The organism is Sinorhizobium sp. BJ1 (genome assembly GCF_002531555.1).
Lineage (GTDB): Bacteria > Pseudomonadota > Alphaproteobacteria > Rhizobiales > Rhizobiaceae > Sinorhizobium > Sinorhizobium fredii_B.
In genome coordinates, this window is sequence record NZ_NWTH01000019.1 from 26,389 (window position 1) to 49,059 (window position 22,671).

At 61.6% G+C, this 22,671-nt stretch carries 21 protein-coding genes; 13 read left to right on the forward strand and 8 right to left on the reverse strand.

Annotated elements, in window-relative coordinates:
* Nucleotides 1-14: 14 nt before the first annotated feature.
* A complete protein-coding gene (locus tag CO676_RS21840; RefSeq protein ID WP_245424392.1) occupies nt 15-1,190 on the reverse strand; it encodes a S41 family peptidase in 1,176 nt (391 codons plus the stop codon).
* Between the two features lie 254 nt (nt 1,191-1,444).
* Here CO676_RS21840 and CO676_RS21845 point away from each other — a divergent pair, with 254 nt between their 5' ends.
* A complete protein-coding gene (locus CO676_RS21845) occupies nt 1,445-1,930 on the forward strand; it encodes a hypothetical protein (protein ID WP_097522619.1) in 486 nt (161 codons plus the stop codon).
* 91 nt (nt 1,931-2,021) lie between these two features.
* On the opposite strand, the gene CO676_RS21850 is transcribed toward CO676_RS21845, so the two are convergent.
* Nucleotides 2,022-3,149, reverse strand: coding sequence for a site-2 protease family protein (locus CO676_RS21850; protein WP_097522620.1), 1,128 nt, complete (start codon nt 3,147-3,149; stop codon nt 2,022-2,024).
* Between the two features lie 311 nt (nt 3,150-3,460).
* Here CO676_RS21850 and CO676_RS21855 point away from each other — a divergent pair, with 311 nt between their 5' ends.
* The 6 genes from CO676_RS21855 to CO676_RS21880 all read left to right on the forward strand — a co-directional run bounded on the left by CO676_RS21855 (nt 3,461) and on the right by CO676_RS21880 (nt 10,368).
* Nucleotides 3,461-4,981: an alpha-N-arabinofuranosidase gene (locus CO676_RS21855; protein WP_097522621.1), complete on the forward strand. Its 1,521-nt coding sequence runs from the start codon at nt 3,461-3,463 to the stop codon at nt 4,979-4,981.
* Between the two features lie 66 nt (nt 4,982-5,047).
* Nucleotides 5,048-6,136 carry a sn-glycerol-3-phosphate ABC transporter ATP-binding protein UgpC gene (gene ugpC, locus CO676_RS21860; RefSeq protein WP_097522622.1) on the forward strand — a complete coding sequence of 363 codons (1,089 nt, stop codon included), beginning with the start codon at nt 5,048-5,050 and terminating at the stop codon, nt 6,134-6,136.
* Between the two features lie 132 nt (nt 6,137-6,268).
* Nucleotides 6,269-7,537: an ABC transporter substrate-binding protein gene (locus CO676_RS21865; protein ID WP_097522623.1), complete on the forward strand. Its 1,269-nt coding sequence runs from the start codon at nt 6,269-6,271 to the stop codon at nt 7,535-7,537.
* Nucleotides 7,538-7,611: 74 nt separating this feature from the next.
* Complete coding sequence (locus CO676_RS21870; RefSeq protein ID WP_097522690.1) at nt 7,612-8,487, forward strand: sugar ABC transporter permease; 876 nt, start codon at nt 7,612-7,614, stop codon at nt 8,485-8,487.
* A gap of 3 nt (nt 8,488-8,490) precedes the next feature.
* A complete protein-coding gene (locus CO676_RS21875) occupies nt 8,491-9,315 on the forward strand; it encodes a carbohydrate ABC transporter permease (protein WP_097522624.1) in 825 nt (274 codons plus the stop codon).
* Between the two features lie 132 nt (nt 9,316-9,447).
* Nucleotides 9,448-10,368: a transcriptional regulator gene (locus CO676_RS21880; RefSeq protein WP_097522625.1), complete on the forward strand. Its 921-nt coding sequence runs from the start codon at nt 9,448-9,450 to the stop codon at nt 10,366-10,368.
* A 25-nt stretch (nt 10,369-10,393) separates the two neighbouring features.
* On the opposite strand, the gene CO676_RS21885 is transcribed toward CO676_RS21880, so the two are convergent.
* Both CO676_RS21885 and CO676_RS21890 read right to left on the reverse strand, forming a co-directional pair.
* The gene (locus tag CO676_RS21885) at nt 10,394-10,696 is read right to left on the reverse strand and encodes a hypothetical protein (RefSeq protein WP_014761991.1); all 303 of its coding nucleotides are present in this window, start codon (nt 10,694-10,696) and stop codon (nt 10,394-10,396) included.
* 314 nt (nt 10,697-11,010) lie between these two features.
* On the reverse strand, nt 11,011-12,048 hold the full coding sequence (locus CO676_RS21890) for a LacI family DNA-binding transcriptional regulator (RefSeq protein WP_097522626.1): 1,038 nt from the start codon (nt 12,046-12,048) through the stop codon (nt 11,011-11,013).
* Between the two features lie 130 nt (nt 12,049-12,178).
* On the opposite strand from CO676_RS21890, the gene CO676_RS21895 reads away from it, so the two are divergent.
* From CO676_RS21895 to CO676_RS21920, 6 genes are all read left to right on the forward strand, one after another.
* Nucleotides 12,179-13,210, forward strand: coding sequence for a Gfo/Idh/MocA family oxidoreductase (locus CO676_RS21895; protein ID WP_097522627.1), 1,032 nt, complete (start codon nt 12,179-12,181; stop codon nt 13,208-13,210).
* 12 nt (nt 13,211-13,222) lie between these two features.
* Nucleotides 13,223-14,125 (forward strand): sugar phosphate isomerase/epimerase, encoded by a 903-nt coding sequence (locus CO676_RS21900; protein ID WP_097522691.1) that lies wholly within the window; start codon nt 13,223-13,225, stop codon nt 14,123-14,125.
* A gap of 67 nt (nt 14,126-14,192) precedes the next feature.
* Nucleotides 14,193-15,425: a sugar ABC transporter substrate-binding protein gene (locus CO676_RS21905; RefSeq protein WP_097522628.1), complete on the forward strand. Its 1,233-nt coding sequence runs from the start codon at nt 14,193-14,195 to the stop codon at nt 15,423-15,425.
* A 118-nt stretch (nt 15,426-15,543) separates the two neighbouring features.
* On the forward strand, nt 15,544-16,446 hold the full coding sequence (locus CO676_RS21910) for a sugar ABC transporter permease (protein WP_097522629.1): 903 nt from the start codon (nt 15,544-15,546) through the stop codon (nt 16,444-16,446).
* The gene (locus tag CO676_RS21915) at nt 16,443-17,270 is read left to right on the forward strand and encodes a carbohydrate ABC transporter permease (RefSeq protein ID WP_014761985.1); all 828 of its coding nucleotides are present in this window, start codon (nt 16,443-16,445) and stop codon (nt 17,268-17,270) included. Before CO676_RS21910 ends, CO676_RS21915 begins: the two co-directional genes overlap by 4 nt.
* Complete coding sequence (locus tag CO676_RS21920) at nt 17,267-18,406, forward strand: ABC transporter ATP-binding protein (RefSeq protein ID WP_097522630.1); 1,140 nt, start codon at nt 17,267-17,269, stop codon at nt 18,404-18,406. Before CO676_RS21915 ends, CO676_RS21920 begins: the two co-directional genes overlap by 4 nt.
* On the opposite strand, the gene CO676_RS21925 is transcribed toward CO676_RS21920, so the two are convergent.
* The 4 genes from CO676_RS21925 to ytfR are packed head-to-tail and all read right to left on the reverse strand — an operon-like array spanning nt 18,401 to nt 22,669.
* A complete protein-coding gene (locus CO676_RS21925; protein WP_014761983.1) occupies nt 18,401-19,144 on the reverse strand; it encodes a FadR/GntR family transcriptional regulator in 744 nt (247 codons plus the stop codon). The genes CO676_RS21920 and CO676_RS21925 overlap by 6 nt on opposite strands.
* Before the next feature lie 20 nt (nt 19,145-19,164).
* A complete protein-coding gene (gene yjfF, locus CO676_RS21930; protein ID WP_097522631.1) occupies nt 19,165-20,133 on the reverse strand; it encodes a galactofuranose ABC transporter, permease protein YjfF in 969 nt (322 codons plus the stop codon).
* Nucleotides 20,130-21,155, reverse strand: a complete 1,026-nt coding sequence (locus tag CO676_RS21935; RefSeq protein ID WP_014761981.1) for an ABC transporter permease — start codon at nt 21,153-21,155, stop codon at nt 20,130-20,132. Before CO676_RS21935 ends, yjfF begins: the two co-directional genes overlap by 4 nt.
* Nucleotides 21,152-22,669 (reverse strand): galactofuranose ABC transporter, ATP-binding protein YtfR, encoded by a 1,518-nt coding sequence (gene ytfR, locus CO676_RS21940; RefSeq protein WP_097522632.1) that lies wholly within the window; start codon nt 22,667-22,669, stop codon nt 21,152-21,154. The genes CO676_RS21935 and ytfR overlap by 4 nt, the downstream gene beginning before the upstream one ends.
* Nucleotides 22,670-22,671 lie beyond the last annotated feature (2 nt).

Below are 22,671 nucleotides of genomic sequence, written 5' to 3' on the forward strand. Positions count from 1 at the left end.
ATGGCGGAGCCACATCAGCCCTTGGCGAGAATGCGCTGCATCTCCTCCATCGCGGCGTCGACCTGCGGATCGCGCCCGTCCGCATAGGGCAGGCTGAAGGGCACGGTGATGTCCGGATCGACGCCGCGACCTTCCAGGCGCAGACCATCGTCGATGACCGCATCCGAGACCGCCACTTCCAGGAGGCTGTCATCGGGAAGAAGAAAGGCCCGGCCGGCGAGCAGGGCGCCGGCCGTACGTGAGCCGACAAGCGGTATGCCATTCACCTTCAGGGCATGAGCGAAGAGTTCGAGGCCGCTTCTCGATCCTCCATCGATGATCGCCACTACCGGCCGGCGCCAGCGCACGGTGCCAAGCATGTCCTTGCCGTCCCGCGAGATCAGCCGGAATGTCGGCACCCCGCCGACGAAAAGGTCTGCCGCGTCCGGCGGGCCGCCGCCCCAGCGCCCGCGCAGGTCGACGACGACGCCATCGGCGTCCTTGAGGCGGCCGCTGGCGAGCTCGCGGGCGACGATGTCCAGACCGTCGCGGGTGGAGAGGGTCCAGAGGCGGAGATAGCCGATGCGCCGGCCCTCCGGTCCGGTGACTGCGATGCTGCTCTCGATCGCCTTCTCGAAGGTGCGCAGCGGCTGCAGCCGCTCGACGGCGACCGTGACGGTGATTGGCGGCGCCTCCCGATGCCGGCGCAGCCGGACGTCGACGGTGCGCCCGACCTTGTCCCGGAAAGATGCGATCTCGCGGTAAGGCAGGCCGTCTACCGAGAGGATCTCGTCGCCCACCCGAATACCTGCCCGGTCGGCAGGCGCCCCATCATAGACATCGCTGGCGAAATGCAGCCCGTCTTCGTGCCGGGTGACCATGCCGATCCCGGCATAACGAACCTCGCCGTCCGGCGGGAACAGCCGTTTGATATCGCTGCGGATGGCGAAGCGGAATATGTCGGCCAGTTCGTAATAGTCGATCGTGTCGGAGGTGAAGCGGCCGGTATGCGACACGCCGAGACTGGCGAGCACGCTCTCTACCGCCGCGTCGACACGACCCTCCGAGCTCTTGGCTGTCAGCGACCCGCGCTCATCCTCCATTTGCTTGCGGACCGCGGCGCTGAAACGATCGAGCGCGGATGCGTCATAGAAATTATCGACGACGAGCTCGACGGCGCGATCAAACACCGCATGGCCGGAACGAGGCATATCCAGAGCGAAGCCCTCGGCCGGTGCGAGGAAGAGCAGGAGCGCGAAGGGCAGGGGGCCGAACGTCTTCACTTCTCGAAACCATGTTTCCGTTTCCGGCCAAGAGTACCCGCAAAGCCGCCCCCGGATCGAGGCTCCCTTCAACAACATTCCGTGAAGGGGTCATCCAGGGGGTTCTGACCCCTCATTGGAACAACCATGGCGCGATGAGGTTTCGGGTTCGCAGCAGAGATTTGAACTAGAGGATTGAAGTCATGGTCCTTTACCTGACAGCGTTCGCGTCGCTCCTTCTCTCCGCTTTGAGTTTGGGTCCTTCCTTCGCTCACGTCCTCGAAGCGCCGCCGCGGCTCACCGTATGGTCACCGGAACTCTGGCGGGAGGCGACGGTCTTCAATGGCCAGTTCGCCCTGTTCGCGAAAGTCGGCGCACCGCTCGACGTTGCGTCCATCCTGATCGCCTTCTTGTTGACCTATCTTCTCGCAAATGAGAGGCCGGCATTCTGGTTCGCACTGGGCGGTGCCGTTCTGCTCGCCGCCGGTCTGGGCGCGTGGTTCACGATCGTCGCGCCGGCCAATGCGCTACTGGCGACTTGGAAACCCGGTCCCATTCCGCCGGATTTCGCCGCCGTACGGCTCCGCTGGGAGGCCGGCCACATGACGGTGGCCGCCGCGAAGTTGATCGGTTTTGTCTCTATATGCGTCGCCGTCCTGGCGCCTCGCCTACCTGCGGGGACCAACTAGCCTACAGCGTAGCATTCTTGGATTGCTGCGTATTTTTGTCCGTAAATCGGCTGCGATTTGAGGAAACATGCAGTAGCGCGTTGCGGATTGCTCAGGTGCGGCTTTCGGGCTTGGGTCGCCGCAAGTGGCCGAAGCGGAACCTGCCGTCCGCGGCCGCACGCACCATCATCATTTCCCCAATGGTTTCATGCGTCATCAGTCCGACAAGACGGTCCATGCTGTCTACGACCGCGACTGCGGGCGAACTCGCCTCCTGCATGAGCCGCAGGCTTTCCTCCAGGCGCTTACGGTAGTGAATCCTTGGCACGTCACGGCGCATCACCTGGACGACCGCCGTTGCCGCACCCTTCTCCTTCAAGGTCCGGATCATATCGTTTCGCGTGAGCAGGCCCTCGAAATGGCCGAAGGCATCGACAACGGGGAACTCGCGCTGCGTCGTCGCGAGCAGGGCTTCGATGGCCTCGTCGATACTTGCAGTCCGATCGAGCGTCGCGAATTCGGTAATCATCACGTCGCTCACGAGAACGCTGCCGGAGACCTCGCGGATTTGGGCATTCTGCGCTTCAGCAGTCGCTGCCAGATAGACGAAGATTGCGATGAAGATCAGCAGCGGATTGTAGAACAGGCCGACGAAACCGAAGACGAAGGCGAGACCTTGACCGATCATGGCAGCGATCTGCGTGGCGCGCGACCAGCTCAAGCGCGAGGCAAGCGCGGCACGCAGGACGCGGCCGCCATCCATGGGGAAGGCCGGGATCATGTTGAAAAGCACCAGAAAGATATTCACTCCGGCGAGCCGCGACAGAAAGCTCATATGCGGGTCCTCGATACCGGCAAGCTGCTCCATTCCCACGGAGGTCCTGAGGAAGAGAATGATGACGCCGGCGATCGCCACGTTGACCAGCGGTCCGGCGATCGCAATCACGAACTCCGCCCCCGGCTCCTCCGGCATGCGTTCAAGCCGGGCGACGCCGCCGATCGGAAGCAAAGTAATATCCGGCGTCTTGATGCCGAATTGGCGCGCCGCGGCGATATGGCCGAATTCGTGCAGAATGACGCAGGCGAAGACGGCCAGGACGAATGCGATGCCTTCTAGCGCGGCGGCCGTGCCGCCCGCTCTATAGTGCATCACCCATATCCAGACGAGGAGCAGCGCGAAGGTCACGTGCACGCGAAGTGCCGTCCCGGCGATCGTTCCAATCCTGAAGGACCAACCCATGTGCGAAACGCTCCTGCCGTGCCTGCCCTCCAGTTCCGGCGCTTCATAGCGCCGCGGCAAATTATGCCGAGATCGACTGTACGCCGCCAGCGGCTGCTTTCACATCGCCTCGATTGACGAAGTGCGACGCGGCCAGCGCACACGAGGATATCTGGACAATCAATTGCCAGCGGGATCGTTCCGCAGCGGCTCGCGAAACTCGCCTATCGCGGTTTTTATATCATATATAACGATATAAAACAAAATAGTTGAAATGAAAAATCATACAGGATAGCTTCGCAGAAAATCGAATTCAATGAACGAGGAAACCCATGCGAGCGAAAGCGACCGTCAACCGCGAATACACCATCTCGACCATCGACAAGCGCGTCTACGGTTCCTTCCTCGAGCATATGGGCCGGGCCGTCTACACCGGTGTCTACGAACCCGGACACGAGAAGTCGGATGAGCAGGGCTTTCGGTCGGATGTTCTGGGGCTGGTTCGCGATCTCGACATGCCGATCGTGCGCTATCCGGGCGGTAACTTCGTCTCCGCCTATCGCTGGGAGGATGGCATCGGTCCAAAAGCCGAACGTCCCGTGCGCCTCGACCTCGCCTGGCGGACGCGTGAGACCAACCAGGTCGGCGTCAACGAGTTTGCCGATTGGGCGAAGCTGGCGGGCACTGAAATGATGCTCGCCATGAATCTCGGTTCGCGGGGCCTGGATGAGGCGCGCAACTTCCTCGAATACTGCAACCATCCGGGCGGCACCTTCTGGAGCGACCTGCGCGCCAAGCACGGCTACAAGGACCCGCACAACGTCCGCATCTGGTGCCTCGGCAACGAAATGGACGGTCCTTGGCAAGTGGGGCACAAGAGCGCCGCGGAATATGGCCATCTCGCCAACGAGGTGAGCAAGGCCTTCAAATATTTCGACAAGACCCTCGAGACCGTGGTCTGCGGCTCATCGAACGACAAGATGAAAACCTACCCGGAATGGGAGGCGACGGTTCTCGACGCCAGCTACGACAGCGTCGACTACATCTCCTTGCACAAATACTTCGGCAACGAGGAGCAGGACACCCTCAACTACTACGCCAAGGCGATCGACCTCGACCGCTACATCGTCACGATCGGCGGCGTCATCGATTACATCAAGGCCAAGAAGCGCTCGAAACGCGATGTGAAGATCTGCTTCGACGAGTGGAATGTCTGGTATCACAATCGCAAGGAGGATGGTGAAAGGATCGCCAGCTGGGATTGGCCAGAGGCGCCGCCGCTGCTCGAGGAGCTCTACAATCTCGAGGATGCGATCTTCGTCGGCTCATTGCTCAACGTCTTCATTCGCCGCTCCGACCGCGTCAAGATCGCCTGCATGGCGCAGCTCGTCAACGTCATCGCACCGATCATGACAAAGGCCGGCGGGCCGGCCTGGCGGCAGTCGATCTACTATCCGCTGCAATATGCCTCGAAATACGGCCGCGGTACGGCGCTCAACGTATCGACCTCGGGTCCCACTTACGACTGCGATGTGGCGCAGGACGTGCCGTTCCTGGATCTTTCCGCAGTGCTGCAGGACGATGGGAGGTCGATCGCGGTCTTTGCCGTCAATCGCAGCCTCGACGAGCCGCTTGGCATCACGCTCGACCTTCAAGGCTTCAAGCAGGCCAGGATTCTTGAGCATCACATGCTTGAGGGAGACGACCTCAAGGCGAGCAATTCGGTCGGCGATCAGAACCGGATCGTGCCCAAACCGGGGAGGGAGCTTGCGGTTGACGAGGCCGGCTCCCTCGTCGGATCGCTGCCGCCGAGATCCTATCACTTCGTTCTGTTGTCCATCGCTTCGGCATGAGCCGGCTTTGGCCCGGGGCGGTTGGAGGAACTGCCCTGGACCTGACGTAACCATCGGGGAGGTTCAATGTCCGGAATCAAATTGACCGGCGTCAGCAAGTCGTTCGGCGCCATGAAAGTGATCCATGATGTCGATATCGAGATAGAGCAGGGCGAGTTCGCCGTTTTCGTCGGCCCGTCCGGCTGCGGGAAATCGACGCTCTTGCGCATGATCGCCGGGCTCGAGGAGACGACGGGCGGACAGATCAGGATCGAGGCCGAGGATGTCACCCGAAGGGAGGCGTCGAAGCGTGGTGTCGCCATGGTCTTCCAGTCCTATGCGCTCTACCCGCATCTCTCCGTCTTCGACAACATGGCCTTCAGTCTCTCGATTGCCCGGCGTCCCAAGGCGGAGATCGAGGCGAAGGTCAGGGCTGCGGCGGATATCCTCAGGCTTCAAGATTATCTGAGCCACAAGCCGAACCAGCTTTCCGGCGGACAGCGCCAGCGTGTGGCGATCGGTCGGGCGATCGTCCGCGAGCCGCGCGTCTTCCTGTTCGACGAGCCGCTGTCCAATCTCGATGCGGAACTCCGGGTGAAGATGCGCATGGAAATCGCCCGCCTGCATCGCCAGATCGGCGCAACGATGATCTACGTCACCCATGACCAGGTCGAGGCGATGACGCTGGCAGACAAGATCGTCGTCCTGAAGGCGGGAATTGTCCAGCAGGTCGGCGCGCCGCTCGAACTCTACCGCAATCCCGACAACATGTTCGTTGCGGGCTTCATCGGCTCCCCGGGCATGAACTTCCTGAAGGCGCGGGTCACGTCTGCAGCAGCCGGCCGGCTGACGGTCGAGCTTGAGGATGCTCCCGGCGTTCCCTTCGACATTCCGGCGCGCGCCGGTGTTCCCCTGGGCGAGGGAATCTTCCTGGGCGTAAGACCGGAACATATCGCGCTTGGTGACAGGGAGGAAGGCGTCCCTCTCAAGGCGACGGCGGAGTTCATCGAGGAACTGGGTGGAACCGGCTACCTGCATGCGCTGACGGCGACGGGCGCGGAGATGACCGTCGAATGCCGCGGCGAAGAGCGGCCGCATCCCAAGCAGGCGATCCGCCTGAGCCTCGCCCCCAAGGAGATGTTCGCCTTCAGCCAGCGGGGTGAACGCCTGCGTTGATATCCGAAAATCAGATACACAGCGAACACGCGCGACACCAATAATGCGGCGTGTCATTCGGACAGGAGGAGTCCGGGCGATGAGCAATGCGGCGTGAGCCGCCAGACTGGGCATGAAAAGGAGGAGAGAAACGTGAAAAAGCTACTGAGACTTGCCGTTGCGAGTGCCCTGGCGATCCTGCCTTCCGCAGCCGCCTATGCGCAGACCGATATCACCTGGTGGGATTTCTTGAGCGGCGGCGACGGTGTTCGCATGAAGGCGCTGATCAAGGAGTTCAACGACACCCATCCCGACATCAAGATCAAGGCGACGACGCTCGAATGGGGCGTTCCGTTCTACAGCAAGATCCAGACCTCGGCGGCCGTCGGCCAGCAGCCGGACGTCATGACCTATCACCTGTCGCGCTTTCCGTTGGCGATCCCGTCGGGAATCCTGCGGCCTCTCGCGCCGGAGGAGCTCACCGCGGCGGGCATCAAGAAGGAGAACTATGTCGAGGCGAGCTGGGAGTCGGCGACGGCCGACGGCAAGGTCTACGGCATTCCCTTCGACGTTCATTCCATCGTTCTCTACTACAACAAGACAATCCTGAAAGAGGCCGGCCTGCTGGGCGAGGACGGGCTGCCGAAGGGGCTCGAGGGTCTGGAGAATTTCAACGCCGCGCTCGAAAAGATCAAGGCGACCGGCAAGGTCCAATATCCGCTTTCGCTGCACACGGACGAGGGCGGTTCGATGTGGCGGGTGTTCTACACCTTGCTTTCCCAGCAGGGCGGCAAATTCATCGAAGGCGACGAGATCCTGCCGGGCGATGCCGGGGTGAAGGCCTTGACGACGATGGCCAATTGGGTGTCGTCGGGATATTCGCCGCAGCTGATTTCCTACGAGGCCTCCATCGCGCTCTTCACCTCGGGCAAGGCGGCGATGCACATCAACGGCGTCTGGGAAGTGCCGACGATGGTGGACCTCGCCAAGACCGGCAATCTCGGCTTCGAATGGGGCGCCGTCCAAATTCCGGTACTGATGGGGCAACAGTCGACCTGGGCGGACTCGCATGCCTTTGCCGTGCCGAACAGCGAAGCCAGGCCGATTGCGCCGGAAAAACTAAAGGCCGTGCTCGAGATCGTCGCCTGGATGAACGAGCATAGCCTCTCCTGGGCAGGCGCCGGACATATCCCGGCCTACAAGCCGGTGACCGAAAGCGCCGAGTTCAAGGCGATGCAACCGAATGCAACCTATGCCAAGCTCGCCGACACCGCTGTCTTCGACCCCGTTTCGCCGCTCGCCGGCGTCGGTGGGCCGATCTACGAGGCAACGCAGAACTTCATCGTGCCCGCCCTGAACGGCCAGCTCGACCCGCAGGATGCCATCGAGCAGCTGCGCGAGGAACTGAAGAGCCAGATGTAGGGCCGATGGTGCGCGAGACCGATCGGAGCGACCCCGGTCGGTCTTGCCGGCGGCAGTGGAGGACGATTGCGGTGTTGATGAAAGAGAGACGGAGCAAGGCGCCGACCGCCGTTCTGATGATCGCGCCATTCGTGATCACCTACCTGACGGTATTTGCCTATCCGGTTTACAATATGTTCGCCTTGAGCTTCACCGACGCGCCGCTAATCGGCGAAGGCCGGTGGGTCGGCTTCGACAACTACGCCAAACTGCTCAATCAGAAACTCTTCTTCACGTCGGTGTGGAATACCGGCTATTTCGTCGTGCTGACCGTCGTGCCGAACACGCTGATCGGTCTTGGCCTGGCGCTGATGGTCGTCCGCCTCAAGGGCTGGCTGCAAAGCCTCGTGCTGGTCCTGTTCTTCCTGCCGTATATCCTGCCGGTGTCGGTAGTCACGCAGATCTGGGAGTGGGTGCTCGATCAGCAATTCGGCATCGCCCAATATCTGATCGAGTTCTTCACCGGCCGGCGCATCAGCGTTTTCCGTGATCCCATCTGGGCGATGCCGATGGTGGCGCTGGTCACCATCTGGTGGACCAACGGTTTCAACCTGCTGCTCTTCATTGCCGGTTTGCGCAACATTCCGGCGGATTACTACGAGGCGGCAACGCTCGACGGCGCGACACGCTGGCAATGCTTCCAGCGTATCACCTGGCCGCTGATCTGGCCCGTTACCGCCCTCGTGCTCACGCTACAGCTCATCCTGCAGCTCAAGATCTTCGATCAGGTCTACCTGATGACGGAAGGCGGTCCGTTCAACTCGACCTATGTACTGCTGCAACTCGTCTATCGCGAGGCGTTCCGCCTGAACCATGGCGGTCTCGGTTCGGCGGTGGCGGTCTTCCTGTTCCTGATCATCGTCACCGTTTCGGTGCTGCAGTATCAGCTTCTGCGCGTTAGGGGACGCTAGGTTATGCAACGCAAGAGCATTGGCAATATCCTGCTTCTGGCGCTCACCCTGTGCGTCGCCTGCATGTGGGCTTTCCCGATCTATTGGGCGGTGGTGACCTCCGTCAAACCGGAGCACGAGGTCGTCTCCAAGACGACCTTCATTCCGGATGTCTTCAACTTCTCGGCCTATTATTTCGCCCTGTTCGAGACCAATCTTGCGGCCTGGTACGTGAACTCGCTCGTCACCTCGGTGAGCGTCACGATCATCGTCATCCTGATCAGCGTAATGTGCGCCTATGCGCTGTCGCAGATCGTCTTTCCCGGGCGGAGGCTCCTCTACGGCATCATTCTCGCGAGCTTCATGGTTCCCTCGCAGGCGCTCGTCGTTTCGCAATTCGTGCTGATGTATCGTTTCGGGCTGATCAACAGTTGGGGCGGCATCATCCTGCCGCAGCTGATCATTCCCGTGGTGGTGATCGTCTACAAGCAGTTCTTCGACTCCGTGCCGAAGGAGCTGCGCGAGGCGGCGAAGCTCGACGGATGCGGCGATTTCCAGATCCTATTCCGGCTTTACCTGCCGCTCAACTGGGGCATCACCACGGCGCTTGCGATCATCACCTACATCATGGCCTGGAACGCCTTTCTCTGGCCCTTCCTGGTGACGAATTCGGAAGAGATGATGACCGTCACCGTCGGCATCACCCAGGTCGACGATGCCTTTGGCGTGAAGTATGCGCGCGACATGGCAGTCGCCATTCTCGCGGCAATGCCGGTCGCGCTTGCCTATCTCCTGTTTCAAAAACGGGTGACGCAGGCGCTGATGCTGTCATCGGGCATAAAGGGATGAAGCTGGTTTTCGGCGCATGCGACATGGCTTGTCGGCGTCGTTTCCGAAATGAAAACAATGCGACAATTGGCGGATCGGCGTGTTATCTACAGGGATCGGCCAGCGCCTGAACCGGAGCAGCAATAGCAGAGAATGGAGACGAAGCTTCTAACAGTGGACCCGATCAAGGATGTCGAGGTTGTCCAGGCGCTGGGTTCGGCGACGCGTATCGAAATTCTCAATCTGTTGCGTCAGAAGGGGCCGCTGAACGTTAACGATATCGCGGCCCATATGGGTCTGCCGCAGTCGACGACCGCGACGAACCTCAAGGCGCTGGAAAGCGCCGGCCTCATCCAGACGCATACGATGAAGGCGTCCAAGGGCAACCAGAAGCTCTGCTCGAGCATCTATGGCGAGATCCTGATCCGGTTCGACGATCGGACCAGCCGTTCGGACGACGTGGTGACTGTCAGCATGCCGATCGGCCTTTTCACCGAATTCGAAGCGGAAGCGCCTTGCGGCCTTTGCTCCGTCAACAATGTCATCGGCATGCTCGATGTCCAGGAGGTTTTTCTCGATCCGCAGCGCATGCAGGCGGCCCTCCTCTGGTTCACGCGCGGTTATGTGGAATACAAGTTTCCGAACAACGCCAAGGTAACCGGGCGACCGGTCCGCAGAATAGAATTCTCCGCCGAACTGAGTTCCGAAACACCTGCCACCAACGCCAACTGGCCTTCCGATATCTCGATCTGGATCAATGGCATCAAGGCCGGTCACTGGACTTCGCCCGGCGATTACGGCGACCGCCGCGGCCTCTATTCACCGGCTTGGTGGAAACTCAGCGGCTCTCAATATGGCAAGCTCAAGACCTGGAGCATCGACGACCGGGGCACCTGGATCGACGGCGCCCTGGTGTCGACCCAAACGATCACGTCGCTCGGCATCGCCGACCACCATTCCATTCGCTTCCGCATCGGCATCGATGAAAAGGCCGAAAACCCCGGCGGACTGAACATCTTCGGCAAAGGTTTCGGCGACTTCGATCAGGACATCGTCATGACGATGTATTTCTGACTCGTCGGATAGGTGCTCGGAGCTCTCAATAGGCCCTCGCCGGGACAAACAGACAGATCGTTCTTCCGTGGTCTTCGCCCGCCGCCGAGCACCAATGATATTCGCCGTCCGGCGATATGCGCACTCGTCTGTCGGAATAAGGAAGGACCTCGCCGGTCGCGTTGATGATGTAGCCCTGCGGGCGTTCGCTTACCGCCGTCTGGTTGACGTGACGGCAGTCGAAATTCGAGCAGCAGGAGTTCGGATATTTCCAGCCGCTCGGTGCATCATGAGCATAAGCAAAGGTGTTTATCGACAATCCGACCAGCAAAAAGAAAAATCCGCGCATTGCGATCTCCTGCTACAGCGGAAGTCGAAAGAGAAGACACTACATTCGAAATCCGCGCTAATGGTTTGGAATCGAATTACTTTCCCGATTTCGGTCGAACCAACGCGGAACATCGTGATCGACAAGGCACGGCCGCCAATTCTCTCAACGCGAGACAGGGCTGGGGGCGGGCAACGTTCATTGATGCTTACAAACGGCTGGATCATCAAAAATGATCCGCATCAGCCGGCGTTACATTTCAAATCTGGCGAATTAACGTCTTGCCGGCTGCGCATGATGGAAAACAATTTTGAGTTGCAGGGCGGGCCGCTTGGCTACTCAGGGCCGGCGTCGAGAGCATCGCTTGCGCCTTCGACGAGTTCCATTGGCCAGAGCCTGCTCGACGTCGTATGCGGATAGTGATGCCTGAAGGCGGGCATGGTCGACAGCAGCGTTTCGGCGAGCGCAACGCCGAGGTCACGCAGCGACAGCCGGAAGCAGGTGAGTGACGGCGAGAGGAACTGGGCATGCGGGCTGTAGCGCCCGATGACCGCGATATCGCGCCCGGGTCGGACGCCGACCTCCGACAGGGCTCGGTAAAAGCCGATCGAGATCGTTTCGTTGATCAGCACGATTGCGGTCGGACGCTCGTTGAGTGCCAGAAGGTCGCGGCCGATCTCATATCCGCCGGCTTCGTTGGGAGTTGAACGAAAGATCAGGTCCTCATCGAGGGCGAGGCCGTGCGCCGCCAGTGCCTCGCGGCAACGTTCGACGAAGACATAGCCGAGGTTGACGTCGTCGTGCGGCCGCGTGATGGCGATGCGCCGATGCCCGCGCGCGACGAGCCGATCGATCGAAGCCTGCGCCATGCCCTCGAAATCGAGGTCGAGCCAGGGCTGGCCGGCATCGGTCAGGGTTCGGCCGAGGGTGACGAAGGGAATGTTGCACTCGGAAAGCAGTTCGACACGGGGATCGTGCCGTTGCGTGGCGGAAAGGATCACCCCGTCGGCAAAGCCGCGGGCCACGACGCGGCGCAGGTAGTCGGCCGGGTCCTCCTGCGATGAGCAGAGCAGGGCGACGAGATCGAGCTTGTGCCTGGCGAAGACGGCCTGGACCCCATCGAAGACACTCATGAAGAAGGTATCGCCCTGACCGGTGATCTCCGCGCCGGTCTGCATCATGAAGCCGATGATGTTGGTCGTACCCTGGCGCAGGCTTCGCCCCGACTGGTTCGGCACATAGCCGAGTTCCTGGGCGGCCGCCAGCACCCGCTTGCGCGTCTCTTCGTTGACGTCGGGACGACCGTTCAGTGCTCGGGAGACCGTTCCGATCGAGATGTCGAGATGCTGCGCAAGCCGTCGAATGCCCTTCATTTCGGAGCGTTTCCTCCTCTGCCCACGCGCGGTTCCGAATTTCCTATTGACATGTTTCGGAAACTCCGCATAGTTCCGTAAACGTTTACGGACGCCAAAACAAGGCGAAATGTAGGTTTGTGGGAGGAGAATCGTGATATTGCGCGCTGTTCTGTGCGGGTGCGGAGCCATGGCCAGAGGGTGGGTGAAGGCGATCGCCGCGGACCCCGACCTTCAGGCGGCGATCGCGATCGTTGGCCTTGTCGACGTGAAGCCGGAGGTCGCCCTCGCGCTAGCTGCCAAGTTCGACCTCGGGAAAGTCGTTATCGGATCCGATCTCGACGCGGTGCTTGCCGAAACGACGCCCGACATTCTTTTCGACATTGTCGTACCGGCCGCCCGTCGTAACGTGGTCGCCACCGGGTTCAGGCATGGCTGCCACGTGCTCAGCGAAAAGCCGATGGCCGCTTCGCTCGATGCCGGCTGGGAGTTGATCCGCCTCGCCGACGAGGCGGGCAGGTTGCACGCGGTGGTGCAGAACCGCCGCTTCATTTCCGGCGTCCGGCGCATCCGCCGTTTCGTGGAAGAGGGTGGGCTCGGGGAACTGACCGGCCTTCATTGCGACTTCTTCGTCGGTGCCCATTTCGGCGGCTTTCGCGAAGAGATGGACAATGTGCTGCTTTTGGACATGGCGATCCACACCTTCGATGCCGCCCGCTTCATCGCCGACAAGAAGCCGCTCGCCGTCTATTGCCATGAGGAGAACCCGCGCGGCTCCTGGTATCGGCACGGCGCAGCCGCGACCGCGATCTTCGAGCTCTCGGATAGCGTCACTTTCACCTATCGCGGCTCCTGGTGCGCCGAGGGCGCCAATACGAGCTGGGAGAGCGCGTGGCGTATCACCGGAACGCGAGGCACCCTGCTTTGGGACGGCGCTGAAAGCTTTCGTGCCAATACGGTCGCCGATGGCGACGGCCTGCTGCGCGAACCGGTTCCACTCGAAATTCCGGAGCCCGCCGACCCGCGGCAAACGCACGGCCACGCCAGCGTCATTGCCGATTTTGTCGCGGCTATCCGCAGCGGGCAGAAGCCGGAGACGGCAAGCGACGATAATATCAACAGCCTTGCCATGGTGTTCGCGGCGATCGAGAGCGCCCGTACCCGGCAGCGCGTGACAATCTGAATGGGGCATCCGATGAGCAATCCCGCCAAGTCCATCCGCATCGGCACGATGGCCAGCGCCACCAAGGGCGAGGCGGCGAAACGCATCGCCGAGATCGCCGACCTGGGCTTCGAAAGCTTCGAGCCGTTCTTCTGGCAGACCACCAACGGGCAGAACCTTGCCGAGCTCGGCAAACGCTGCCGCGAGGCGATCGGCGGCCGTGACATCACCATCTCGACCCTCGGCATGTTCGGCAATCCGCTCGAGGAGACCGATATCGACCTGCAGACGCTTCAGGGCTGGAAGGACTGCATCGACAATGCTCACCATTTCGGCGCGACCTGTGTCGCGGGCTTTACCGGCCGCATCCGCAACCGGCCGCTTACCGACAGCCTGCCGCGTTACCGCAAGGTCTGGCGAGAGCTCGCTGCGCGTGCCGCCGACAAGGGCGTCAAGATCGCCTTCGAGAACTGCGCCATGGACGGCAACTGGGAGACTGGCGACTGGAACATCGCCCACAATCCCGACGCCTGGGAGCTGATCTTCAACGAGACGCCGGACGATCACATCGGGCTCGAGTGGGAGCCGTGCCACCAGATGGTCTATCTCATCGATCCGCTGCCGCAGATCCGCAAATGGGCACACAAGATTTTCCACGTGCACGGCAAGGACGCGACGATCCGCTGGGACGTCATCCGCGAGCACGGTATTTTCGGCAAGGAGAAGTTCGTCTTCATGCGCACGCCGGGTTTCGGCGACAGCAACTGGACCGACATCATTTCCGAGCTGAGGCTCGCCGGCTGGTCCGGCTCGATCGACATCGAAGGCTGGCACGATCCGGTCTATCGCGACGCGCTCGAAATGACCGGCCAGGTGCACGCGCTCAACTATCTGAAGACCTGCCGGGGAGGTGACTTCGTCGTCGACCCTGCTTGAGACGTGACATGCCTGACGGCCGGCATGGAGGATGCCGGCTGCGGGAAAACCATGAGAGGAGGAGTCCATGGGTATCAGCAGATATGCAATGCTGGGCGCATTCGCCCTTGCCAGCCTTTCGTTGCCGGCTTTTTCCACAAGCGCGGAAGACGTGACGATCAGCGTCTGGTCGCTCGACAGAGATATTCAGCCAGCGCCGAACTTGATCAACGATTTCAACAAGCTCAACACAGGAATTAAAGTCGAGTATCGGCAGATACAGTTCGACGACGTGGTCAGCGAGGCGATGCGCGCCTATTCGACCGGCCAAGCACCGGACATCATCGCCGTAGACAATCCGGAGCACGCGCTGTTTTCCTCGCGCGGCGCCTTTCTCGACCTCACCGACATGATTTCGAAGTCCTCGGTGGTGAAGCCGCAGAATTATTTTCCGGGGCCGCTCGCCTCGGTGACGTGGGACGGAAAATTGTACGGCATCCCGAAGGCGACAAATACCATCGCGCTCTACTACAACAAGGACCTGTTCAAGGCGAAGGGTCTTGATCCCAACAAGCCGCCGCAGACCTGGGACGAACTCGTCGAGGCGGCGCGCAAGCTGACGGACCCGGCCGCGAATGTCTACGGTCTCGCTTTCTCGGCCAAGGCGAACGAGGAGGGCACCTTCCAGTTCCTGCCCTGGGCGCAGATGGCGGGTGGCAGCTACGACCACATCAATTCCGAAGGTGCGGTCAAGGCGCTCGACATCTGGAAGACGATCCTCGACGAGAAGCTCGCCTCGCCGGATTCGCTGACGCGCGGCCAATGGGATTCGACCGGTACCTTCAATTCCGGCAATGCCGCAATGGCGATCTCCGGTCCCTGGGAACTCGATCGCATGCTAAAGGAGGCGAAGTTCGATTGGGGTGTCGCCTTGCTCCCCGTGCCGCAAGCGGGCGCGGAACGCTCCTCGGCGATGGGGGATTTCAACTGGGCGATCTTCTCGAACACCGAGCACCCGCAGGAGGCCTTCAAGGTGCTGGAATATTTCGTCTCGCAGGACGACCGGATGTTCAAGGATTTCGGCCAGTTGCCGGCCCGCTCCGACATCTCCATCCCGCCGGCCGGCGTGCCGTTGAAGGATGCCGCTCTCAAGGTCTTTGTGGAGCAGCTGAAATATGCCAAGCCCCGCGGCCCGCACCCGGAATGGCCGAAGATTTCGAAAGCGATCCAGGACGCTATCCAGGCGGCCTTGACCGGCCAGATGAGTTCCAAGGAAGCGCTGGATCAGGCGGCCGAGAAGATCAAGGCGGTCCTAGGCTGAGAAGGCGTCGCCTGCAAGCCGGCGACGCCATTCACCGGCGGGTTCTCACATCCGCCTGAATTTCCTCCCGAGAGAGGCGATCTCCGGCCGCGGCCGGGATCGCCTGCGGGGATAGCCCATGAAGAGAATTCTAGCCAGCGTGACGGACGGCAAAGGTTTCGACATCGGTCTCGTCCTGTTGCCGCTCGCCTTCCTGTTCATCATGTCCGGGCTGCCGCTCGTCTACAACGTGGTGATGAGCCTCCAGGAGGTCGACATGTTCAGCCTCGGCAGCTTCTCGCGGCCGTTCGTCGGCTTGAAGAATTATGTAGACCTCTTCTCGCAGCCCGAAACCCGCCCAATTCTCCTTAATACGGCGCTCTTCGTCGGCGCCTCGATTGCCGGCCAATTCGTCATCGGCTTCGGCCTTGCCCTGTTCTTCTGGATGAATTTTCCGGGCGCTTCCTGGCTGCGCGGCCTCTTTCTCGTCTCCTGGGTGATGCCGGGCCTCGTTGTTGGCGCGATCTGGAACTGGATCCTCTCTGGCGATTTCGGGGTCCTCAACTTCTTCCTGCGGGAAATCGGTGTCACTGGCGGCAATATCTTCTGGCGCTCCGATCCGAACTATTCGCTCTGGGCGGTAATTATCGCCAATATCTGGCTCGGTACCTCGTTCAACATGATCCTGCTTTCGGTCGGGCTTTCGGGCATACCGAAGGATCTCTTTGAGGCGGCGGAGCTCGATGGAGCCAACGCGCTGCAACGTTTCCGGACGATTACCTTGCCGATGATGCGCTCGACGATCGGCGCGATCATCGCGCTCGGCCTGATCTTTACCCTGCAGCAGTTCGACCTGTTCGCCGCGATCACCTCCGGCGGACCGAACAACTCGTCCAACGTTACGCAATATTGGGCCTGGGACCTCTCCTTCCGCCAATATGATTTCGCTAAGGGCGCAACGATCTCGGTGATCATGATCGTCTTCGTGATGCTCGCTTCCGTCGTCTATGTGCGCTCCACCCGCCACGAGGTACGAGGATGAGTGACACCTTCCGCAATCGGCTGATGTTCGCCGTCGCGCTCGTGCTCGCGGCCATCTACCTGTTCCCGCTCTACTGGATGTACATCACCGCGCTGAAGACCGGATCGGCTATGTTCGCGACACCACCGAAGTTCTTGCCGAGCGAACCGCAATGGGGAATCTACGAATACGTCTGGCAAAGCCGCAACATGGGACGCTATCTCTGGAACTCGCTGGTCATCGCCTCTGGCGCCGTCTCGCTCATCGCGGTGCTCGGCGTCGGCTGCGCCTATGCACTGGCGCGCTACCGCAATGTCTGGGTAGATGTCGGGCTGTTCCTGATCCTGATGCTTCAGGTGCTGCCCGCCTCGCTGATGGTGACTCCGATCTTCGTCGGCTTCTCGCAATTCGGCCTGCTCGACACGCCTCGGTTCGCCGTCATCCTGGCGATCGCCGCAAAGAGCATGCCCTTCTTCGTCGTGCTCGTCAGGGCGACCTTCATGAGTGTCCCGATGGAGCTTGAAGAGGCGGCCCTCGTCGACGGCAATTCGCGTATCGGTGCCTTCTTCAATATCGTCCTGCCACTTGCGAGAAACGGCATCCTGGTCAGCGCCATCCTGATCTTCATGCAGGCCTTCGGCGAATTCGTCTATTCGAAGTCGATGATCCAGGCGGTCGAGTTGCAGCCCGCAAGCGTCGGCCTCAACTCCTTCATGGGACCGAACACCAATGAATGGAACAACATCATGGCTTACGCGACGATCTACGTGACGCCCGTTCTCGCAGCCTTCGTCCTCTTGCAGCGCCGCATCGTTTCCGGCCTCACATCGGGAGCCCTCAAATGACCCTTCAGATCGAGCTCAACGGCGTCAACAAATACTATGGTGCGTTCCACGCGCTGAAGGACATCAACCTCGCGATTGAGGAGGGAACCTTCGTCGCCCTCGTCGGTCCCTCCGGCTGCGGCAAGTCCACGCTGCTTCGCTCGCTCGCGGGCCTCGAGAAGATCAGCACCGGCGAGATGAAGATTGCCGGTGCCCTGATGAACAATGTGCCGCCGCGCAAGCGCGACGTTGCGATGGTCTTCCAGTCCTACGCGCTTTACCCGCATATGACCGTCGAGGAGAACCTCACCTACAGCCTGCGCATCCGCGGCGTGAAGAAGGCGGAGGCGCGCAAGGCTGCCGAAGAAGTGGCCGCGACCACAGGCCTCTCGCATCTGATGAAACGCTATCCGCGCGAACTGTCCGGCGGCCAGCGCCAGCGGGTGGCGATGAGCCGCGCCATTATCCGCCATCCGAAGGCCTTCCTGTTCGACGAGCCGCTTTCGAATCTCGACGCCGCCCTTCGCGTGCACATGCGCAAAGAGATCCGGGCGCTCCACGATCGGCTGCGCGCCACTTCGGTCTATGTGACGCACGACCAGATCGAGGCGATGACCATGGCCGACCACGTCGTCGTCATGCGCGATGGCGTCATCGAGCAACAGGGACGGCCGCTCGACCTCTATGACAAACCTGCCAACAGGTTCGTCGCAGGCTTCATCGGTTCGCCGGCAATGAATTTCATCCCGGCTGTCGTCGGTGAGGGAGGGGCAGACGTGATCCTCGATTTTGACAGGACGCGCGCCAGGCTGGCGCTTGCCACTCGTCTGCCGCCCGGTCTCGCCGTCGCGGTCGGCATCCGCCCGGAGCATGTGAGGATCGTCGCCGCCGGCGAGGGGGCTTTCGATATCCCCGTCGGCGTCGTCGAGTCGACCGGCTCTGCCACTTACGTCACCTCGGCGACGCAGCCTGAACTGACCGTGGTCGAGACCGGACGCGGCGAGGTGAAAAGCGGCGACGTCATCGGCCTTGCGATCGATCCGAAGCAACTGCATTTGTTCGATGCGGCGACGGGGAATCGGATCGAGGCGGAAAGGGCGCCGGTCGCCGCGGCCTTGCCGACACGGGCGCGGCGACCAAGCCTGCAGAGCTTATGAGGACGACTCTCGCGCCCTCAGGTTCAAGATCAGCCGTTCCTGCCCGACCCGGATAACGTGTTCCATGGCGCTGCGCGCGCCTTGCTCGTTGCGGCGGCCGATCTCCTCGACGATGCGGATATGTGCCATGGCGACCCGGTCGATTTCGCTGTCATCCGCCGACGGGCTGGTGAGCCTGAAGACGCCGACAAGCGCGGCCTCGATCAAGCTGCCGACAGACCGCATGAACGGATTGAGCGAGGCCTCCAGCAGGCGCAGGTGAAAATCGAGGTCGGCTTTTGCGAGTGTCTGGCCGCTGTGACCGGCGTCTGCCATGGCTACGGCAAGCCGCATCATCCAGGCAATATCCGCATCTGTCGCGCGGCGGGCGGCAAGGCTTGCGGCATAGGGCTCGAGCGCGAGGCGCACTTCGCTGACATGGCGCAGGAATTCCTCGTCGACGCCGGAATTGAAATGCCAGGTGAGCACATCGCCGTCGAACAGGTTCCAGTTGGCCCGCGGCATGACGCGCGTGCCGATCCGCGCCCGCGCCACGACAAGGCCCTTGGCGGCGAGCGTCTTCATTGCCTCTCGCAGGACCGTGCGGGAGACGTTGAAGCGCGCGGCTAAGTCGGTGTCGCCGGGAAGCGTCTCGCCGACGGCAAACTGGCCGGAGACCATCGCCTGGCCAAGCTCGTCGACGACGAGCCGGTGGCTGGTCCTCTTGCCCGGCTGATTGCCGAAACCCGACGACGGCATCTAGGCGGCCCTCCACCTCGTCATGCGTGCTGCCGTTCTGGGCGGGACAGGCGGATGATCCCCTTCTGCAGAAGGATGAAAGCAAAGAGAAGCAGGCCGATCAGGATCTTGGTCCACCAACTCGAAAGCGTGCCGTCAAAGGTTATGTAGGTTTGGATGAGGCCCTGGATGAAGATGCCGACCAATGTCCCCGCGACGAAGCCGGACCCGCCGGTCAAAAGCGTTCCGCCGATGACAACCGCGGTGATCGCATCAAGTTCGACGCCGACGGCGGCAAGAGAATAGCCAGCCGACGTATAGAGCGAGAAGACGATGCCGGAGAGACCCGCAAGCAGTCCCGAAAGCGCGTAGATGCTGACCGTCGTGCTGGCGACCGGCACGCCCATGAGTTTCGCCGTCGCAGTGCCGCCGCCAAGCGCGTAGACATTCGTGCCGAAACGGGTCCGGTGGGCGATGAGAATGCCAGCGGCGAAGATGAGCAGCATCAGACCGCCGATGAGGGTGATCCGCCCGCCGCCCGGCAGCTTGTAATAGAGGCCTTTCAGCGTCGCATAGAACGGATGCTTGATCGGGATGGAATCGATCGACAGCACGAAGGCCATGCCGCGGGCGAGGAACATGCCGGCAAGGGTGACGATGAAGGCCGGCATTTCGAGATAATGGATGATCGCCCCCATCAATGCTCCGAAGAGTGTCGTGATCGCGAGCACCAAAACGAAGGCCACAAGCGGATGCATGCTGGTGTGTTCCAGAAGCACCGCCAGGAAGACCCCGGTGAAGGCGATAACGGAACCGATCGAGAGGTCGATGCCGCCCGAAAGAATGACGAAGGTCATACCGACGGCGGCAATGCCCAGGAAGGCGTTGTCGGTCAGGAGGTTGCCGATCACTCGCGTCGAAAGCATGTTCGGGTACTGCGCGACGCAGAGGGCGTAGCTCAGAAGGAAGATGAGGATCGTTGCCGTAAGCGGAAGATATTTCTGCTTCATTTTGCTTCTCGCTCGGTCGGTTTGCCGGCGGCGCGGGGAATGCTCACGAATGTGAAGGCGGCGCGGAAACGCGGCGACTGGAGCACCAGGATGAAGACGATGATTGCCGCCTTGATGATCAGGTTGAATTCCGGCGGGAATCCCGAAAGGAGAATGCCGGTGTTGATCGACTGGATGATGATGGCGCCGAGCACCGAGGCGGCGATGCTGAAGCGTCCGCCGAGCAGCGATGTGCCGCCGACCACGACCGCGAGGATTGCATCGAGCTCCAGCCAGAGCCCGGCATTGTTGGCATCGGCACCCTTGATGTCGGCGGCGGCGATGACGCCGGCGATTGCTGCGCACAGGCCGGAAAGAACATAGGCGGCGACAAGCAGTACCGGCGTGAGGACGCCCGAGAGCGTGCTCGCCTGCCTGTTGACGCCCACCGCCTCGACCAGCATCCCGAGCGCCGTCTTCCGGACGACGAGCGCGACCAGGACCCCGAAGACCAGCCAGATGATGACCGGCATCGGCAGCCAAGCGAAGGAACCGCTGCCGATGTAGATGAGGCCGGGATCGTTGAAGGTGAGGATGGCGCCCTCGGTGATGAGCTGGGCGATGCCGCGGCCGGCGACCATCAGCACCAGCGTCGCGATGATCGGCTGGATATCGAGGACGGCGACCAGTATGCCGTTCCAGATGCCGCAAAGAATGCCGACGGCAAGCGTGACGAGCAGCGTCTCGGCAAGTGAATGGCCGGAGGTGATCAGCGAGGCGGACACCGCTCCGCAGATCGCCATGACCGCACCGACCGAGAGGTCGATGCCCTTGGTGGCGATGACGACCGTCATGCCGATCGCCACCAATACGACGGGAGCGCCGCGGTTGAGGATATCGATCAGGCTGCCGTAAAGTCGGTCGTTCTGAATTTGAAGGTTGAGGAAACCGGGGAAAATTATTGAAATTGCGGCGAGAATGATCGCCAGCGCGATCAGCTGCGGCAGCAGCCGGGTAAGATAGGTCCGGACGGTCGATGTCACGATGCCTCCCGCTCGTTGGCCGCGGCAATCGCTTCGACGATCTGATGCGCGGTAATACGGTCTCCGCCGAGTTCGGCGACATGGCTGCGGTCGCGCAACACGACGACCCGCGTGCTGTAGGAGACCAGCTCCTCGATTTCGGATGAGATGACGATCAGCGACAGGCCCTTCTCGCGCAGGGTCTCGATCAGCCTGACGATCTCGGCATGCGCGCCGACGTCGATGCCGCGCGTCGGCTCGTCGAGGATCAGGAATTCGGGTTCGGTCGCAAGCCAGCGGGCGAGGATAGCCTTCTGCTGGTTGCCGCCGGAGAGCAGCTTGATCGGCTTCTCGCGGTCTGCAGTTCGGATGTCGAGCGCGCGAATATAGTGGTCTGCCAGCCGGTTCTGCTCGGCGCGCGAGAGCGGCCGCGTCCAGCCGCGTCTCGCTTGCAGGGCGAGCACAATGTTTTCGCGGACCGACAGGTCGCCGACGATACCGGCCGTCTTGCGGTCCTCCGGACAAAAGCCGAATTTCCGGCGGATGGCCGCCCGCGGCGACGACAGATCGATCGTTTGGCCGTCGATCTCCGCAGTGCCGCTGTCGGCGCGGTGGGCGCCGAAAAGCACCTCGGCCGTTTCCGTGCGTCCCGAGCCGAGCAGGCCGGCGATGCCGACGACCTCGCCGGCCCGAACGTCGAGATCGAATGGATTGATGCGGCCGCGGCGACCGTAATTCCTGAAGCGGTAGCGCAGCCGGCCTTCGGCAGTGGTTGCGCGAGCGGAATGGATCTCGGCCGCGAGCTCGCGTCCGATCATCATGGCGATCAGGTCGCGCCGGTTGAGGTCGGACGTGTCGCGCGTGCCGACGAGCTGACCGTTGCGCAATACGGTGATGCGGTCGGAAATCTCGTACACCTGCTCGAGGAAGTGGGTGATGAAGATGATGCCGAGCCCGCGGGCCTTGAGACGCCGGACGATGCGGAAGAGCATTGCAACTTCGTGCGCGTCAAGGCTTGCAGTCGGCTCGTCGAGGATCAGCACCTTGCCGGAGAGATCGACGGCGCGGGCGATCGCCACGACCTGCTGGATTGCCACCGAATAGGTCGCGAGATCCCGCGTCACATCGAGATCGAGTTCGTATTCGGCGAGCAGTTCGCGGGCCTTGCGGTTCATGGTCCGCGTATCGACCATGCCGAAGCGGCGCGGCTGGCGTCCGAGGAAGAGATTTTCGGCGACCGTAAGGTTCGGCAGGAGGTTGACCTCCTGATAGACGGTCCCGATGCCCAGCCTCTGGGCCTCGAAGGTGTCGCGCGGATCGACTTCTGCGCCGTCGAGCAGGATGCTGCCACCGTCTCGCCGATAGGCGCCGGTCAGGCACTTGATGAGCGTGGATTTGCCGGCGCCGTTTTCCCCGAGCAGCGCATGCACCTCGCCGCGCCGCAGGTGAAAATCGACCTTGTCGAGAGCCTTCGTTCCGGGAAACCCCTTCTCGATCCGGACGGCCGAAAGGATATTGTCGTTGCTGGTCTGCATGG

Coding starts and splice junctions, on each gene's coding strand:
- CO676_RS21920 (WP_097522630.1), top strand. CDS start 17,267: ATGACCCTTCAGATCGAGCTCAACGGCGTCAACAAATACTATGGTGCG.
- CO676_RS21925 (WP_014761983.1), bottom strand. CDS start 19,144: ATGCCGTCGTCGGGTTTCGGCAATCAGCCGGGCAAGAGGACCAGCCAC.
- CO676_RS21880 (WP_097522625.1), top strand. CDS start 9,448: ATGGAGACGAAGCTTCTAACAGTGGACCCGATCAAGGATGTCGAGGTT.
- CO676_RS21890 (WP_097522626.1), bottom strand. CDS start 12,048: ATGAAGGGCATTCGACGGCTTGCGCAGCATCTCGACATCTCGATCGGA.
- ugpC (WP_097522622.1), top strand. CDS start 5,048: ATGTCCGGAATCAAATTGACCGGCGTCAGCAAGTCGTTCGGCGCCATG.
- ytfR (WP_097522632.1), bottom strand. CDS start 22,669: ATGCAGACCAGCAACGACAATATCCTTTCGGCCGTCCGGATCGAGAAG.
- CO676_RS21840 (WP_245424392.1), bottom strand. CDS start 1,190: ATGCCTCGTTCCGGCCATGCGGTGTTTGATCGCGCCGTCGAGCTCGTC.
- CO676_RS21845 (WP_097522619.1), top strand. CDS start 1,445: ATGGTCCTTTACCTGACAGCGTTCGCGTCGCTCCTTCTCTCCGCTTTG.
- CO676_RS21850 (WP_097522620.1), bottom strand. CDS start 3,149: ATGGGTTGGTCCTTCAGGATTGGAACGATCGCCGGGACGGCACTTCGC.
- CO676_RS21905 (WP_097522628.1), top strand. CDS start 14,193: ATGGGTATCAGCAGATATGCAATGCTGGGCGCATTCGCCCTTGCCAGC.
- CO676_RS21900 (WP_097522691.1), top strand. CDS start 13,223: ATGAGCAATCCCGCCAAGTCCATCCGCATCGGCACGATGGCCAGCGCC.
- CO676_RS21910 (WP_097522629.1), top strand. CDS start 15,544: ATGAAGAGAATTCTAGCCAGCGTGACGGACGGCAAAGGTTTCGACATC.
- CO676_RS21885 (WP_014761991.1), bottom strand. CDS start 10,696: ATGCGCGGATTTTTCTTTTTGCTGGTCGGATTGTCGATAAACACCTTT.
- CO676_RS21855 (WP_097522621.1), top strand. CDS start 3,461: ATGCGAGCGAAAGCGACCGTCAACCGCGAATACACCATCTCGACCATC.
- yjfF (WP_097522631.1), bottom strand. CDS start 20,133: ATGAAGCAGAAATATCTTCCGCTTACGGCAACGATCCTCATCTTCCTT.
- CO676_RS21875 (WP_097522624.1), top strand. CDS start 8,491: ATGCAACGCAAGAGCATTGGCAATATCCTGCTTCTGGCGCTCACCCTG.
- CO676_RS21915 (WP_014761985.1), top strand. CDS start 16,443: ATGAGTGACACCTTCCGCAATCGGCTGATGTTCGCCGTCGCGCTCGTG.